A 17,376-nucleotide genomic window follows, 5' to 3' on the forward strand; every position below is an offset into this window, starting at 1 on the left:
TTGGTCATATCGCCATTCCACTGCTTATGTTCCGGCGTTTTCGGCATATCCATACCGCTCTGGCCGGTGGAAGAGCCTGGTGAGAGCTTGACGTCGGTTCCATTCGGATTACTCGACGGCGCAACACCGTTGGTCATATCGCCATTCCACTTTCGGTGCGCTGGCGTTTTCGGCATATCCATGCCGGTCTTGCCTGTTGCAGAGCCTGGAGAGAGAGTTGGGTACTTGGTGTTCGGAACATCCCATTTTTTCTTCGGCGTAGAGCTATCCGCTGGCACAGATGGTTTATCTGGTATTGGCGCAGGCTTCAGTTCGTCAGCTTTAGCCGGCGTCTCTGCCGGGACGGCTTCACTGTGCGCGGTATCAGATGGCGTCGTGTCCGTTATCGTCGTGCTGTCTGCTGGTTTCGGTTCCGGTTTCACGTCGTCAGTCTTCGCTGGCGTCGAGTCTGTTTCCGTCGTGCTGTCTGCTGGTTTCGGTTCCGGTTTCACGTCGTCAGTCTTCGCTGGCGTCGAGTCTGTTTCCGTCGTGCTGTCTGCTGGTTTCGGCTCCGGTTTCACGTCGTCAGTTTTCACCGGCGTCGAGTCCGTTTTCCTGGTGTCGTCTGCTGGTTTTGGCGCAGGCTTCAGATCATCAGCTTTCGATGGCTCAACGGCAGGAACATCCTCACTGCGTGGAGGCTTAGCCGGCGTGAAGTCAGTATGTTTAGTGCTATCTGCATGCCCCTGGGAGTCGGTGCTATCAGCATGCTGACGTGCGCTTGGCGCATCAGGCTGGTCAACGTCATAGCTGCCTTTTTTCTTCTTACGAATACCAGGATCCGCAAGGGTGAAGGAGATGTTGTTACCCGCTTCTTTTTCATCGCGCGTCACAACGGACATCTCATCCTTATTGGTGTTAATATCACCGTTAACGGCTTTACTTGTGGTATCGCCCACAGAAATCGTTGTTTTCTGCGTTTCGTTATGGTGAATTTCATCCACGGTATCCACATAAATGTTAGCCGATGGCGCAACGAACTTGCCTTTACCCGGCACTCCCGCACCCCCAATACCGCCGCCACCATACAGACCGTCTTGCTCAATGGTATCCTGCAGGTCTTGCGCGTTGATATTACCTGCAACATTCACTGATCCGGTACCGTCTTCGGAGACGATATGAGAGCCCGCCATATTCAGGTCTCCACCGGTCTTAACATTCAGTTCGCCAGTGGTATGGATGCCCGATTGTTTTGCCGTCGTAGCGGAATCATAAGCTTCAGATCCTCCGCCAGCGTTAACTGCGGCTGTTGGAAGAACGCCTCCTTTGGTGGTGACGGCGACGCCTATTGAACCCCCCCAGTTCTTACGAGCGTTGTCGGTATGTTCAATATCTTGCTGCGAGATGACATTCATATCGCCTGCGACATCCACATCCGCCGTATTGGCTTCAATGTTCGCACCCGCCATTGACATGTCGCCACCGGTTTTAATTTTCACGTTGTCGGCGGTGATTTCACTGTTTGTATAGTGAGTCGAGTTTCCGGTTCCGTGCTCTTTGCTGCCACTGTAGTCAACGGAAGCTCCGCCGCTGATACCTGTGATATCAACGCCTACGCCCGCCGTAACTCCGCCGCTGTGCTGTTGGGTATCATCGACGTAGGTGGCAGTGGATTTGGCCGCGTTTATCTCTACATCGCCGCCTGCGTTGATTTCAACGCTGCTGGCATTCATATCAACACCGTTAAGGACGGTGTCCTTATTGGTGTTAATTGTGATGTTTTTAGCATCAACATGGCTGATGTTTTCTGTTGCCGAAGAGGACGTTGACGTTGATTTTGAGTGACTGCCGCTTATGCTTATTGAGCCTCCCGCCAGATCGTTCAGCGCCAGGTTTGAGGCATCACCCAGAATTTCTGCGGTAGTCGTGCCAGCATTGATATTTTCCCCATCGCTCCCTTTTTCAATCAGATTGCCTGTTTTATCAATGGTGTCGGCAATCGCACTGTGCGCTTCGCCGGTGATGCCAAAAGAGGTATCGGTATGATTCGAAGAGATTTTTTCTTCATCCAGATACTTCGTGCTGGCAACATCTTCTGCGTTAATTGCCAGAGAATCACCTGCACTAAGGTCGGCACCGCCAATATCTGCCGTTTTACCAGCATTGACAGAACCGGACTGACCAAAGTTAATCGAAGCATTCGTATTCTGCTTGCTGTCGATAACCGTATCGTCGGTTGTCGATTTAAACTGGAAGCCGAATCCCGCAGTGTCACTCATTGGCGCACGACCTGGTTTTTCACCGATGGCCGATGTTTTGGACTCATTACCTGCGCTTTCATAGTCGCCGGATGAGGTCGTCGTGGACGCGCCACTCATGCTCCCTTTACTGGTTTCAACGGACTGACCGCCACCATTAGCACCAGCATACATAACAAATTCGCGACTCTTGGTGTGTTCCTCAGAGTGCGAAACATCCTCTGATGTTTTGATCGTGACATTATTATCGGCGCTGATACTGCCGGTTTCAGCGTTGTAGGTACCGCCTTCCATAATGACATCGTTCTTCGCGTCAATGCTCATGTTACCGCCGGCGGTAACGTTGGCTCCAATAGCTTTGCCCGTTGTCGTCGACGTATCCGACATGGTGAAGTTCATGCCGTTTCTGACGTCGTTATCGATGACGCGCGTGGCGTCGATTTCATGCAGATCGTTAAAGGTCACATCACCGTCGGTGGCCTTCATATTCACATCTTTACCTGCGGTAATATCGGAGGCGTTCGAGGTGATGGATTTTGCCTCCATATTGATACTGCCGCCTGCGGTTACGCCATCGTCAAAGGCGTGAATGACCTGTTTGCCGCTCTCGTCATGGCCGACGCTGGCGGTCATGTTGATATCGCCCTGGGCTGCAGACATATTAACGTCGCCATCGGCTTTGATCGCCGCGCCGTTATTGTTGATATTTCCGCTGGTGCTGCTCATGTTAATGTCGCCGCCCGCGGATATACCGGAATTCATACCGTTGCTGATGTTATTGATATCGCCATCGGAGACCAGCGTCATATTACCGCCGGAAGAGATGGAACCATTGGCATTGTTGATGGTATCGGCGTCCACATTCATGTCGCCGCCTGCGTGAACGGTGGCTGTGCCGCCGTTCACCTCTCCGGTTTCCATCTCGTGCAGCGTTTCCGGACACAGGTAAACGACTGGTACCAGAACGTCCACGCCGTTCACGTTCTGGTTGACGTACCAGACGATGTCGGAATCCAGGTTGTTGCGCTGCTCATCAGTGAGCGGCTCGCCTACAACAAGACCCAGTTCGCTGTCTTTGGCCGCTACGCCGGCGTTATCCATCAGATACTGTACCAGCGCGTCGCCTTCCAGACCGTCACGGATGGCGAAGAAGCTACCGACAGAGCTGGAGATCTCACGGCGGATCAGTTCGGAGGTGAAGTAGTTATCCCCGATTACGTTAACAGGCTGTTGCGGATCATAACCCACCTGGTTGAAGAAATAGTCGGATCCGGTATAGCCACTCTGATCTATCATCGACGGACGCGTTTCAAAAATTGGGACGATGTTATTGTCTGGACCCGGATACGGTGTGCCGTTCTTAGCTGCTTCCGTAGTTTTCTTAAAGTCCGGGGAGACTTCAAACATGCCTGGAATGGAAACCATATCCTTGATGGTTGGCAGTGGGCTGATCCCCATAGCCAGCTCATCAATCTTCTTCGTGTTGACCTGCACATCATAACCGGCAATAACTGTATCCACGGTGTAATCACCCACGTCAATATTGCTGACGTCACCGTTACTCTTAATTACGCCTGCATCGGCGATGCCGTTATCGATCGTGCCGCCGTTCTGGGTAAATTTACCGCCCGCAGTAATTTCGCCTTTTTCTTCCGGCACAAAATACGTTTTATTATCTTTTAACGCGATGTTGTCATTCGACGTTTCGCTGGCCCAGATCTGACGCATCTTGTCATAGCTGTTGGTCTGCCAGGTTTCACCGAAGATGCTCGACATCATCTTATTAAAGAGAGTGGAATCATTCCCCGTCATCACCACGGCGTTATACCAAATCGCTTTTTCCGCATCGTTGTCGCCGCTTTTTTTCGCCGCAGAACCATTGCCGAATTCGAAATCCAGGAATTGATAAATTGTATCGAAGTACCAGGTTGTCGGGTTCCAGTCCCAGAAATGCCACGTGTAGTAAATACTCGCCTGATGATCTAACGGCAGTGTGAGGTAGTCATACATAGACATCTCACCGTATTCCGGTGAGTTGTAGATATTACCGGTGATGGTTATATCTTTCGCGGCCTGAATCAGTCCGCCCTTGTTAATGACATCATGGGTGTTGTAGATACCGCGCTGGTTGATATTGATATCGCCACCGGCGCTGATCTCCGCCAGGTTTTCCAACTGCAGCCCCGATGTGACTATGGGCATAGTCAGGGACACATTAGTCTTGGACTTGGTAGTGACGTGCTCGACCGTTTCATACCAGGCTGAAGCATTTTGGTAACCAGTAATCGAGATTTCATCACCGGAATAGCTGCTTTCGTTTCTGATGACCTCGGCGTCAAGATTGACATTCTGCTCGGAGCGAATGATACCGGCCTGGTTGAATATCTCTTGAGCAATGATCGACATATCACCCATACTCAACACGTTGCCGCCGACGCCGTTGGTAAAGGTGCCGTTGCGTGCCTCGAGATTCATGTCGCCCATCGTCCAGAGCAGGCTATTGGTGCTGTTAGTAATGTTGCTGGCGTTGATGCCCAGATCACCTGCGGAAACGATAGACATGTTATTAACGAAGTTACCGTCGGCATTAATGGACATATCGCCAATCGCTTCGACCTGGGCGTTGTTGGTGAAATCGCCGTGAGTCGTAATCGCCAGCGTACGTCCGGCGTTAATATCCTTGCTGTCACCGTCAAACGTCAGGCTGCTGTCGACCGTGAGTGCCATATCGCGCCCAGCTTCAATCACCCCCGCTTGATTATTCAGGCTGGCCAGCGTGAGGGTCATATCGCGATCGGCGTTGATAGAGGCGTTAACGTCGTTCTGCAGGTTTTTAGTCTCCATCTTGACGTCGTAGCCTGCAATGACTGCGTTATTGGTATTGGTGATATTGCCATTCTGCACGTTCAGGGCGGTCGTTTTGCCCCCCGCCAGCACGGCACCGCCGCTGTTGGCGAGGTTTTTCGTTACGTTCAGGGTCAGGTTGTTATCGGTAGAAACTATCGCCGCACCGTCCTGGTTGGTAACGTTATTCGCCGTAACGGTCACGTCGCCACCCGCCACTAGCGTGGAGGATTCGCCGTTAACCGTACCGCCGTTAGTTAGCGTATCGGCAGTAACGGTAAGGGCTCCGTCCACGGCCTGAATTACGCTGCCTGAGAAGTTGCTCACCACGCCAATGGCGTTTAGCACCGTATTCATTCCGGCAGTGATAACCGCCTGGTTGGAGTTTGTCAGCGCATTGATGTTCTCAATCGTCAGGTTGCGCAAAGCCATCAGCACGCTATCGCTACCTTCGTTAATGAGGTTTTTGATGTTGCGTACGATGAGATCGGTCCCTGCCTGAACGGTACCGCTATTATTGAGCGTATCACCATTCTGCACAGTGATACTGCCGTCACTCAGGATCACTGAATCGTTATTGAGTGTATTCACACCGTCCAGCGTCATGTTTCCGGACGCGAGGATAGCGGCGTCAGTTCCGTTGGTCAGCACGTTTACGTTGCTAACGTTAAGATCTTTTTCCGCCTGGAGTACTGCGCCATCAGTGTTGGTGAGAGTGGCGACGTTTTTAATGGCCATCTCCGCGCCGCTGACAAGGGCCGCGTTGTTTACGTTAGAAAGGGTGGTGATATCCATCATCGACAGCGCGCCGTCAGCTACGATCTGGGAAGCGTCGTTTTTCAGTGTGTTGAGATGGGAAAGGCTCAGGCTGTCGGTGCTGTAGATTGACGCGCCGTTAGTATTATTGAGCGTATCAATATTATTGAGCAGCAGGCTCGTAGCCTGAATATTAGAGGCATTGTTGGTCAGGGTTGCTGCACCGGAAAGGTCCATGACATCGGTAGCCAGTAGTACGGCACCGCCGGTGTTAGCAATGGAGGCCATATTGGTCAGGTTGACGTTTTTACCCTGTATCCAGCCCGCAGAATCGTTGGTTAAGGTGGTTGTATGCGCTCCGTCAAGCGATAGTGATTCTCCCGCCAGGATCTGACCGCCGTTAGTGTTTGCCAGTTCTTTGCTAACAGTGAGCGCCACATCGCCAGCCGCACTGACCGTTCCTCCGTTGTTGCTCAGTTTTGCCGTTTTGACCTGGACTTTTTGTTTCGCGTTCAGTGTGCCGCTGTTTTCCAGCGCCGCATCTGCGTCAGACGCCGTCACATAAACGTTGCGGCCTTCAATTTTTCCTTTGTTTTTAAGTGATTTGCCGTGTGCGTTGACGGTGACGTCTTGTTTATTGCTGATGATATCGCCGCTGTTATCTACGTCGCCATTCACCTCAAGCGTAATCGCCGCATCATCGCCGCTGAGGGTACCGCTATTGGTCAGGCTCGTGCTGGTAATTTGCAGAGCGCCTGCGTTTACCCCGACGATGCCACGGTTGTTCAGGGCACTGGCATTCATCACCAAACGTTTGTCGGCGAAGATCCGACCGTTGTTATCCAGATTGCCTACGTTAAGGGTTTGGTTGTTCGACGCGTAAAGAATGCCGTCATTCTTCATTGAACCCGAGGCGATAATCAGATCGCCCGTGGCGCTGACCGAACCGCTGTTGACGAACGTATCCTTCAACGTGAACTGTAGGGTGCCTTTCTTGGCCAGCATGGAGCCGCCGTTATTGGTCATACTGCCTGCATTAATCTGCACGTCGCCGCTATGGCTAACGACCTGAGCGTCAGAGACCAGTGAGGCGAAGGGGACTTCTTTGCCGTTGACCAACACCACGAAATCGCCGTTTTTCAGCGTGACGACGCCATCTGCGATAGGCGTACCGTTGGCGTCCAGCGCCTGCAGTTTCCCGCTCAGGGTATACTGACCCGCCACGTTAATCTCAATGGCAGGGACGGTGGTAGATGCAGTACTGTTGGTGACCAGTGAAGCGGCGTTTTGCACCAGCGAGCTAGCGTCAATGCGAATTTTGCCCGCTGTAGAGATCACGTCGTTATTAATAGTAGCGCCAGCCAGTGCGTTAACGATGACATCGTTCTTCGCCTGGACACCGGAACTGGATTTATTCAGGGTGATGTTCTTACCCGACAGCGAAATGTTTCTGTCACTAGACAGGTTGGCCAGCGAGATATCGCCGTCGGCGCTCACCTCCAAATCGCTGCTAGCGATAATCCCGCCCGCATGACGCACGCCCGCACCGGATTCAGTACTAATGAGCTGAATTTTGCCGCCGTACATTGAACCCAGTGCGCTACCGTCGATGGCTACAGAAGGGCCATTACCGTCACCTTTGCTGCGCACGGTGTGGCTACGGCTGGCGAGATCGTAATCGTTCTGGCCGGCCAACACTTTGATGTCGGCTTTACCAGCGATCTCGCCTTCAAGCTGCGCGCTGCGGCTTACGATATCAAAATAGCTCAGTCCATCGGTATTAATGCCCTGGCCGGTCAGCGTTACCGCACCTTTTTCGACCGCCAGCCGATAGGTGCCGTCATCATTTTCTTTTACCTTACCCGTACTCAGCGTCAGACTGTTGGCGTTAATGGTGGTTGCACCGTTAACGCTGATGCCATTTTCGTTGGCGATAATGATGTCGGCTTTTTTCCCAAAGACCTCCATCGTACCGTTAATATAGGAGGCTTTCGCGCCAGTTACTTCGCTGATGATAGCGCTGGCTTCGTGCTGCAGTTGGGCGTTTTTGATCGCATATCCACCGATTTTGGTGACGCCGTCCTGCATGCTGTTGTTAAATACCATTCCCTGCTTATCAACATTAAAATCACTGAATTTATTCAGGGAAATGCCTTTCGCGTTAGGATCGGCAATATTGACTACTGGCGTACCGTTGGCGGTCTGACCCATCGTAGGACCCTTCGACTGACTGGGATCCGGTGTGGTGGCCGCTTCAGCTGTTGGCGATAAAATGCTGGCTAGCGACAGATAAAGTGGGCAAAGACGTTTGTGCAAATTTCTGGCGGAAATTTTTTCGCCGAGTATTTTTTTGGTTTTCATTTTTTTCCCTTTATTTATTAGAAGTTAATTTCCGTTTTGTAATAAACCACTGCGTTGTCGACAGTATCCTCTTCCATGGAGTCTGGTTTCCTAACTGGCCACCCTGCCGTAATGGAGGACGAGAAATGGCTGCCCGTGGCTTTCACACCCACGGATGCGCCCATCATGAACTGGCGGTCACAGGTGTTTACGCCTTCAGGACAGTTATCTTTGGTCAGGCCGATGTCATAGCCAATAAAAGGAGTGAGCTGGGAAATACCCGCTAGCCCAATATCGAAGGGAAATTGCAGACTATTGGCGATCCACGCGCCGCTGTCGCTCATGACGTTGTCGTCTTTGAAGCCGCGTACCGTATATTCATCGCCAATGGTGACTTTCGCATCGCTCACTAATACATCCGGCGTGTACTGGAAGCCGCTGTTCAGTTCATAGGTCATGCCCAGCCTGCCGAACTTAAACAACGGACGTGTCCAGGAGGCAATCCCGTTGTACTTCAGATAGTCGACGTCGAAGCCCTCTAAATCTTTATCGTCGTTATGGGCTGAACCAAACCAGGGAACGGCAGCGGTCACGCTCAGGTCGCCATAAAACCAGCCTCCGCCCAGGGCACCGACGTAAGTCAGGCCTGACGCCAGCGAAGTGTAGGTTTTGGAACTAACATCAATCTGAGCGTTTTCAATGCCGTTATAGTTGTCGCGGCGTTCGACCTTCACCCAGGCGCTGGTTTTACCCGTAGCGCCACGTACCAGCATCCGGCTGACGCGCAGTGACGCGCGATCGGAGGTGCCGTCGGAATCGTAAATGCCGAATCCGCCATCTAACTCTTTTTCATATTCTGATTTGTAATAGCTGGCATCAAAAGCCCAGTAGCCCAGCGGCACGCTATAGCTAAAGGACCACGAGTCCTGCTTATCATTATTGTTTTTCAGGTCGTTCCAGGAGTAGTAGGCGTTAAATACGTCATTCACCCCAGCTATATTTTTGGCGGTAATGCTGCCGTAATACTGTTGCCATCCTTCGGCTTCGGTACCGGAGTTATTCAGACCCGCTGCAGCTTCAAGCGGAAAGGTGGATTGTTTCAGGAGATTCAGGTCTGAATAGCCGTTAATTACAGACGGCTCTACGCTAATATTATCTGCAGATGAGACGCGTAACAGGTTCTCGACCGTCTGGTCGATATCCTGCATATTGAGCACTTTACCTTTAGCAAAGGGGTAGGCGGAAAATAGTCTCGTCCGATCGCGGAAGCCAGGTTCCTGGCCATTAACCTTAAAATCGTTTATTTTCCCCCACAGCACGCGTAGCTTGAGCGTACCGCTTTTAATATTTCCGGGGTCAATACTTATTAAGGTGGTAGCATATCCACGGGAAATATAAAAATCCGTTAACTCTTTCACCAGGCTAAATATTTCGACTTTACCCAGCTCACGGTTCAGATAGCGCTGAATAATCTCTTCCCGCTGCGGAGAGTTGTCAAAAAGGGTGTCATCAAGCACCTCAATGTGACTGATAGTAAACTTCCACGTAGAATCGGCCGGCAGCCCGGATGATGTATCCTCGCCGCGCATCGCACGCTGTTGCTGCAGTAGCGCCTCCGTTCTTTTGGCTTCTTCAATCAAATACTGATTGCTTTGACGTTCTAAACGGTCCAGTTCCTGTTTGCTCTGCATCGATGGCAGCGTGGCGGCATGCGCCACTTGCAACAACGGTAATAAGTAAATGATTTTTTTATAATATGAAACACAACGCATTTCTCTCTCCCTGAGTGTTAATTGATTACCATTGTGTATTGAATAGCGCCGACAACCTGCCCGGGGGTGAGATCGGTCCGACGATTGACATCCCCGGTAACATATATTTGCGCCTGATAGGTTTTAATTAAGGTGGGGTTGGCTGAATATGTCAGCGGGGTGTCAATCTTCAGCGGGTTGGAATAAGATCCCTTCTCGTAAAGACGAATTAAAAAGTTTTTTGCATAACCCTCACCGCTTTCCACACCGATAACCCCTGTTAACGCGCCAAGGGGAGTTTTATTCATCGAGGTAAAGGTCAGAGTAATCGACGAATCAGACGGACAGCCAACGGTGATAGAGAACTCTTTTTTATCCCCCTGTTTCGATTCATTGTTCTGAAAATCAGCAATGCTGTAGGTTCCCAGATCGACGTTAACTGCAGAGGAATAAATAGAGCAAGATCGCGTGATAACCTTAATGGCGGTATTAAAGTTAATGGCCAGAATAGGCAGTTTTTCGCTGGTATCTACAGTAGGAATAACGGAGGCTTCCGCTATGGCACCCGCCGGAATATAGCTTTCCCCTGGGTTAAGCGCCCCAGTCTGCACAAACTCCACCAGCACGGTACTGTTTTTGACTGAACAGCCTGTTGAACAAGTCACCGGAGAGCCGGAATTACCGGGCAGCCATGATGACGTTCCCTGTGAAGGCCAGCGCATGCGAATACCGATGCCAGGAATTTCCGTGCCGTAGACGTGATCGATCTGTGATGTGATATAGCTTCGCGTATAGCTGGAATGCCAACTGGACTGCGTGGATGCGTCGCAATTATAGCTAACATTCGGAACCTGGTAGGTTTTACTCCACAATACGGTGCCGGTAACCCCTTTTTCAGCCGGATTTAGGGTAATGTTATCAGCAATATTTAGCGTGGCTAACGGAGAGGTTAGCGTACAGTGGGCCGCCCAGGCGTTATTTCCTGTCAGGGAAATAAATGCAGCGAACAAGACAAACAGTGCTGCCGTAAAGGTCCGTTTCATGATTTTATCTCATTGATAGTACAGATTATTTCTGCAGCTTTTAAGGCGTCCTCGGCTGTCTCTTTATCTACAGCTTTTGGCTTCTTATAGTGAGCACGGCATTGCACCGGCTTTTTATCCTTTTTCCACTGCACAGTGAGGGCGTTTTGACCCTCTTTGAGCGACACCATTGCCAGACCATTTTGTCCTACCATGCCAACGGCAGTATTGGACTCGTCAAGCACCGATGCACCGAAAGGAATAAGAGTCCCGGAAGGCAGTATGAAGCGGACGAAACTTTGGCTCTGCGCCAGGGTATCCATCTTGATCAATACCGCGGCACCGGAGGTTGGAACGATGGTTCTACGGGTATCGTCTACCTCAACGTTCATTGCCGTGCCTTTAGGGTCGGCATAGATCTCGTTGTATTTATAAGGCACTAAATAGCTGACGATGGCGTAGCCGTTATCTTTGATTACCGCATTTGCGTCTGGATAAATTCGCGATCCTTCAGCTCCTTTCGCTTCAACAATGCCAATGGTGTCCGCCAGGGTAGGGACAAAGTTCACGCCACCCTCGTGCAATACCATTCCGCCGTTCATGTTGAGGCCACCCATGAAGCTGTCCCGAGACTGGCTGTAGGTCACGCCGCCGGAGGCACTTTCGCCGGTGTAAGAAAGGTTCATGCCGAAGTTAGTATCCGGGGTGTTGGTCTGGCTAAAGTAGCCACCAAAGCCAAACTGAGAGCGCTCGCCTGCAGAACCATTTAATGAGGTGCGGAAGCTGGCTTCGTCACTGTTATAGCTAAAGTTAGCGCCCAGCCGAGCCTGTTTTTCATAGTGATGGCCTATCGGCATACTCATGTTTAAATAGAGCGTGTTTTCATGGCTGCCGTCGTCATTGTTGGTGCGACCGAGCGAAATCCCCCAAGTGGAAACTCCAAACTGGTTGTTATAGCCCACAACGTAGTTCGACTTTTCGTTATGCCCTCGCTCTTCGTTCCAGACGTTGCCCACAAACCCGCTAAGGTAAAAACTGCCCCAGCCATCGGGAAGCGTCTGGTTAATATTGGCTTCCAGGCGCTCGCGATAGCGTTCTGGAAAATAGTCGTTGTCGTCTGATTCAATCGAACGCTTAAGGCTCACCGCATCGTTCAGAGAGTAGAAATTGGCGCTGGAATAGCGATACCCAATCAGGCTGAAGTTTGTGCCCGTCGTCGGTAACGTTTTTGCCAAACTGATACGCAGGCTCATATCGCAGAATGTGCCGCAGTCTTGACTCTCAGGCTGACCATCGAAGTGGGTAAACGAACGGGTAACGTCAATACCCAACGCTCCCAGGCTAGTATTAATAGCGAAACCGGCCATCAGTGCGGCGTAGTCGCCCTCAAAGGCGCTCTGACCGCCCATATAACCGGTAAAATTGTTGAACAGGCCGTACTGCAGCGTTCCTTCAATCACCTGAGGATCTTCCTGAAGCCAGGTGTCGCGGATTTCGCCCGCCGCCAGGGAGTAGCGGTAATAGCCTTCACGCAACAACTGCGGCACGCTGGAATAGGGCACCACAAAATGCGACTCTTTGCCGTCGGTTTCTTTTACCGTGACTTCCAAATCGCCGTTGTAGCCGGTGGCATAGAGATCGCTGATGGCGAACTCGCCTGGTGGAACCACTTTTTCATAAAGGGTATTACCCGCCTGCTTGATGGTCACGGTTGCGTTACTGTTGGCAACACCACGGACGATGGGAGCATAGTTACGCACCGAGTCAGGAAGCATCCGATCGTCAGTGGCAAGGCGCACACCGCGCACTGCGGTGGTTTCAAAAAAATCACCGCTGGTATTGAGATCGCCTACTACTATCTGGGACTGCAGTGGGGCAATCGCTCGCTCGGCATAGGCTTGAATGTGCTGTATGCCGGAGTTATCCGTGTCGCTGCCCGTAGCCAGACTATCGTAGGTAGTAAAACGCCATGCCCCCAACGCAAGGGTGTTATGCAGGTTGCTGAAAATATAGTTCGAGTTGTCCTGGGCTGAACGGTAGCGTGAGCTACTTGCGCTCAGTGTATAGGAAGACATCAGCGCCGGAACGCCCTCATCCCATAATTCCGGACTGACATAGCCTACGGGAGTATTAAGCAGCATCGCCTGTGGAATCGTGACGTTAAGCTGCTCTTCATCCTGATCGTAATTTACCGTTGCCCCTTTAATTATCTCAGGAAGAATGATGCACTTTGACGATTTCCAGTCTGGGGGAAGCTTTGATGTATTTACATCAAAGCGGATGATCATTTCTGGCGTCATGCAGGCGTTGAAACCTTGCTTATTTTTGGCGGTAATAAACGTAACCGACCAGGTATCGACGAGTTGCCGGTTGCTATAAACCTCAAGTTTATACTCGCCTGGCTGTATTTTTGCAGCACCGTCAAATTGTGACAGATCGATCCCGCTATCGTAATAACTCATAAAGCCATGCGAAAAACTGATGGTTTTATTTTCGTTCTGAGCGTGAGCGATTGAGGAGGCAGTTAGCACTAACGTAAAAACGCTACTGACAGCCAGCCGTCTGCAGGTGTGTTTATTAAACATAAGCATTATACCGTCCTGGTCAATATTCCTGATGGTTCTTAGAAGTTATGCGTTCGCTTAATATAAGCACCAAGGTCGGTGATATAATTATATTTGAATATGCCTTTTCCCTGTATGGCGTTAACCTGCGGGAAGTGATAAACCAACATGCTATACGGTGCTATCATCTGTCCGTCGATCATGACATCATTACCTTTAGCATCCGTTAGCCATACGTTAGACATGCTTACGTAGAAAGGGGATTTATTGGTGCCAATAACATCATATCCTTTCGCTGCTTTTTGCAGTTGCCACGTTAATTCATCTGCCGCTTGCATTGGATTACCTTTTAAACCTGCCGGGCGGTAGAAAAATTTAATGAGTGTTCTGAACGCCATTTTTAGCTGGTTTTTGTTCATGTCCTCTGGTGTTTCTGGCGGAATATCCAGTACGTTGAGCCACAGTACCGTTTCACGATCTTTAGGGTATTTTGCTGGCGCTTCAGCCGTCTGGAATATGCGGAAAACTTTACCTTTCTGCGCATTGATGCGCGCAGCAGGTGGGTTGATAAAGAACGGCAACTGCTCTTTTTCTACACCATCGGTTTTATCGGTGCTGGAGAGCCACATCTGTACTAACTCCGGCGTTTTACCGATGTTGTTAATACGCACAGTTTGTTCCTGCTCGTTGGCATTAAACGCCACGCGGGTAGACAAAATTTGAACTGTCGCACTGGCTGCAAAAGAAAAGGCCAGTGTAAAAAACAGAGCACAAGTTTTAAGAGATATCTTTAACATCTGGCCTAATCCTTTAGAAAATTACTAAGCGGGACAATCGTCAATAATTACTGGTATTTAATGGAGTAAATGACGTCGGTGGAAACCTGGCCTGCAGTTGATGCACCGCCAACGGCGACATATTGTGCCCAGTAATCAAAGCGAGCCGTATTTCCGGTAACGGTTACAGTTTTCGCATTATCGTTGGCGGTATTCAGGTTCAGAATCGCTTTATTAGAGTCGAGTAAGCCAACCTGAACTTTATCTGCACCACCACTGTCTTTAGCGACGGTGTTTTTTAAATTACCGGTAGTGGTATCAATATTGGTACTTTGTGCCAGTTCAAAGAAAACGCTGGCAATCTTACCGTCGGTGCAGTTCGCGCCACTTAACGTAATATGGAATGGAGTATCACCTGCACGTTGCCCGTCCGCCGCCAGCGCGGTAGTACTGATAGAAGGTAAATGTACGGTGAAATCAGGAGAAGTGGATTCACCTTGTGCGTCACCACCTGTAATCGTACAGGTAGCATCGCTAATTGTTCCTTCAAAGGTAATTTTCCCATCATCAGCAGCCGCTGCGGCACCGACGCAGGAAAGCACGGTCATTAATAAAGCCTTGTTCAACTTGTTCATATAAAAATACCCATGTAAAATCTTGGAAATTGAATTATATATATCCTATATTTCAAAGGCTATGCACTGGTCATAAATATAATCTTAAAATTAAACATATATTTAATTTATGTATGGCTGCTGTAATAAAAGCAGGAGGGGAAGATTGGAAGGAATATTATAATTTTATTAAATAATATTCTTTATATGAATTTATTGGGCGATAAAATCAGGAAGCTGAGTTGATTTCTCTTTTCTCCCTCTGGCTTGAATCTTCATCTGACAGACGCTAGCATTAGAGCCAATCTAGCAGGAACATCAATCCCTTCCTCGTCGGGCTTAACGACGCGGGAGGGATTTTTTTTCATCTGTTTTTACCACTTCGATTTTACAAGAGGTCAGCACATGAGCACCTTAGGTCATCAATACGACAACTCTCTGGTTTCTAACGCCTTTGGTTTTTTGCGTCTGCCGATGAATTTCATGCCCTACGACAGCGACGCCGATTGGGTGATTACCGGCGTACCGTTTGATATGGCAACGTCCGGTCGTGCTGGCGGCCGTCATGGTCCGGCGGCGATCCGTCAGGTATCCACCAACCTGGCGTGGGAGCACAACCGTTTCCCGTGGAACTTCGATATGCGCGAGCGTCTGAACGTCGTGGACTGCGGCGATCTGGTTTATGCGTTCGGTGACGCGCGTGAAATGAGTGAAAAACTGCAGGCACACGCAGAGAAACTCCTTTCTGCGGGTAAGCGCATGCTCTCCTTTGGTGGCGACCACTTCGTCACGCTGCCGCTGCTGCGCGCGCACGCTAAGCACTTTGGTAAAATGGCGTTGGTGCATTTTGATGCCCACACCGATACCTACGCTAACGGCTGCGAATTCGACCACGGCACCATGTTCTATACTGCGCCGAACGAAGGGCTGATCGACCCGAACCACTCTGTGCAGATCGGTATCCGTACCGAGTTCGACAAAGACAATGGCTTTACCGTACTGGATGCCTGCCAGGTGAACGATCGCAGCGTGGACGACATCATCGCTCAGGTTAAGCAGATCGTCGGTGATATGCCGGTGTACCTGACCTTTGATATCGATTGCCTGGATCCGGCGTTCGCTCCGGGGACCGGCACGCCGGTGATCGGCGGCCTGACTTCCGATCGTGCGATCAAGCTGGTACGTGGTCTGAAGGATCTGAATATCGTGGGTATGGACGTGGTGGAAGTGGCGCCGGCTTACGATCAGTCTGAGATCACCGCGCTGGCGGCGGCGACGTTAGCATTGGAAATGCTGTATATTCAGGCGGCGAAGAAAGGCGAATAGTAGTCGGACTATTTTACTCGTCATTTTGGGTCCGGGCAGTGCTCGCCATCCTCACGTACTACGTGTACGCTCCGGTGGCTGTGCGCTGGCCGGGCCCAAACTGACTTCGCCAATTACGTCCGATAATGGGATGAAATCTGTAGGCCGGATAAGGCATTCACGCCGCCATCCGGCACTGTTTGAAGATTACTTAATTCCGTCCGCGCTCATGCGATCGCGAATATGTTGCGCACGTTCGGCGGATGCCGGGTGATCGTCAAACATGGAGCTTTGACGTCCGGCTTCCAGTTTTGCCAGTTTCTCAAAGCTGGTGGCTAAGCCTGCCGGATTGATCCCACGTTTGCGCAACAAATCATACGAGTAATCATCCGCTTCAGATTCCTGACGCTGGGAGAACTGTGAGTTCACCAGTTTCTCGCCAAGATCGCCCAATTGCGACTGCGACAGGCTGCCGACAATGCCGCCAGCGGAGGCCGCCGCTGCACGCACCGCGTTCGTGCCCAGCGCAACCTGCATGCCTTTTTTCACGTGACCCAACGCGACGTGGCCCATTTCGTGGCCGATCACTGCTTCGACTTCGTTATCCGTCATCATATCCATCAGGCCGCTGTATACGCGGATACAGCCGTTCGCCATGGCAAAAGCATTCACGTCTTTCGCCATATAGACTTTGTAGTTCACCGGCTGGCCGTTAATGTTATCGCCAAGGGCGGAGGCGATTTTGCCAAGACGCGTTGCATACTCGCTGCCAGCCGGGGCGATGGTAGCTTTGCTGTCCATATCATTACAGGCCTGATCGCTCAGCGCTTTCACCTGAGCATCGCTCAGGCTGTAGGCCTGAAAAGCCTCTGCGCCAGAGGAAAGCAGTCCGTTTGAGTCCATGTTCTGGCAGCCGGTCAATGCCGTCGCCATGCTCGTAGCAAGCAGTAAAGCGCGAATTTTCATTTTTTCTCTTCCGCACAAAGTCAGGATTATTCTAAAAAATGCGTCGTTTGCAGGTAAACCGACGCTCAGCATAAGTATAAAGAAAAGAACAATAAGCGGGCGAGAAGATTGCGCAACATGCGTGCATGATCCAGAGATTTCTGAAGCGGTAAAAGGATGCTCCATGTACATGACACGCGGCTTGGGTTACATTGTTGGCAC

At 50.7% G+C, this 17,376-nt stretch carries 8 protein-coding genes; 1 reads left to right on the forward strand and 7 read right to left on the reverse strand.

Annotation, left to right across the window (positions count from 1 at the left end):
• From ACVXHP_RS10720 to ACVXHP_RS10745, 6 genes are all read right to left on the reverse strand, one after another.
• On the reverse strand, positions 1–8,198 hold an 8,198-nt coding region (locus ACVXHP_RS10720; protein WP_447571425.1), incomplete at its 3' end, for a two-partner secretion domain-containing protein.
• A gap of 17 nt (positions 8,199–8,215) precedes the next feature.
• The gene (locus ACVXHP_RS10725; RefSeq protein WP_447571426.1) at positions 8,216–9,949 is read right to left on the reverse strand and encodes a ShlB/FhaC/HecB family hemolysin secretion/activation protein; all 1,734 of its coding nucleotides are present in this window, start codon (positions 9,947–9,949) and stop codon (positions 8,216–8,218) included.
• A gap of 17 nt (positions 9,950–9,966) precedes the next feature.
• Entirely contained in the window at positions 9,967–10,971 is a 1,005-nt protein-coding gene (locus ACVXHP_RS10730; protein WP_316130183.1) for a fimbrial protein, read from the reverse strand.
• Positions 10,968–13,541, reverse strand: coding sequence for a fimbria/pilus outer membrane usher protein (locus tag ACVXHP_RS10735; RefSeq protein ID WP_447571427.1), 2,574 nt, complete (start codon positions 13,539–13,541; stop codon positions 10,968–10,970). Before ACVXHP_RS10735 ends, ACVXHP_RS10730 begins: the two co-directional genes overlap by 4 nt.
• Positions 13,542–13,573: 32 nt before the next feature.
• Positions 13,574–14,311, reverse strand: a complete 738-nt coding sequence (locus ACVXHP_RS10740) for a fimbrial biogenesis chaperone (RefSeq protein ID WP_447571428.1) — start codon at positions 14,309–14,311, stop codon at positions 13,574–13,576.
• Positions 14,312–14,358: 47 nt separating this feature from the next.
• Positions 14,359–14,925 (reverse strand): fimbrial protein, encoded by a 567-nt coding sequence (locus ACVXHP_RS10745; RefSeq protein ID WP_316130186.1) that lies wholly within the window; start codon positions 14,923–14,925, stop codon positions 14,359–14,361.
• Positions 14,926–15,309: 384 nt separating this feature from the next.
• Here ACVXHP_RS10745 and speB point away from each other — a divergent pair, with 384 nt between their 5' ends.
• Entirely contained in the window at positions 15,310–16,230 is a 921-nt protein-coding gene (gene speB, locus ACVXHP_RS10750; protein WP_003027056.1) for an agmatinase, read from the forward strand.
• 186 nt (positions 16,231–16,416) lie between these two features.
• On the opposite strand, the gene loiP is transcribed toward speB, so the two are convergent.
• Entirely contained in the window at positions 16,417–17,175 is a 759-nt protein-coding gene (gene loiP / locus ACVXHP_RS10755) for a metalloprotease LoiP (protein WP_200008999.1), read from the reverse strand.
• Positions 17,176–17,376 lie beyond the last annotated feature (201 nt).

The organism is Citrobacter freundii complex sp. 2025EL-00176 (genome assembly GCF_053309355.1).

What these genes read in the sequence shown, in the direction of transcription:
- speB (WP_003027056.1), top strand. Translation starts at nt 15,310, where the DNA reads ATGAGCACCTTAGGTCATCAATACGACAACTCTCTGGTTTCTAACGCC.
- ACVXHP_RS10740 (WP_447571428.1), bottom strand. Translation starts at nt 14,311, where the DNA reads ATGTTAAAGATATCTCTTAAAACTTGTGCTCTGTTTTTTACACTGGCC.
- ACVXHP_RS10735 (WP_447571427.1), bottom strand. Translation starts at nt 13,541, where the DNA reads ATGCTTATGTTTAATAAACACACCTGCAGACGGCTGGCTGTCAGTAGC.
- ACVXHP_RS10745 (WP_316130186.1), bottom strand. Translation starts at nt 14,925, where the DNA reads ATGAACAAGTTGAACAAGGCTTTATTAATGACCGTGCTTTCCTGCGTC.
- ACVXHP_RS10725 (WP_447571426.1), bottom strand. Translation starts at nt 9,949, where the DNA reads ATGCGTTGTGTTTCATATTATAAAAAAATCATTTACTTATTACCGTTG.
- ACVXHP_RS10730 (WP_316130183.1), bottom strand. Translation starts at nt 10,971, where the DNA reads ATGAAACGGACCTTTACGGCAGCACTGTTTGTCTTGTTCGCTGCATTT.
- loiP (WP_200008999.1), bottom strand. Translation starts at nt 17,175, where the DNA reads ATGAAAATTCGCGCTTTACTGCTTGCTACGAGCATGGCGACGGCATTG.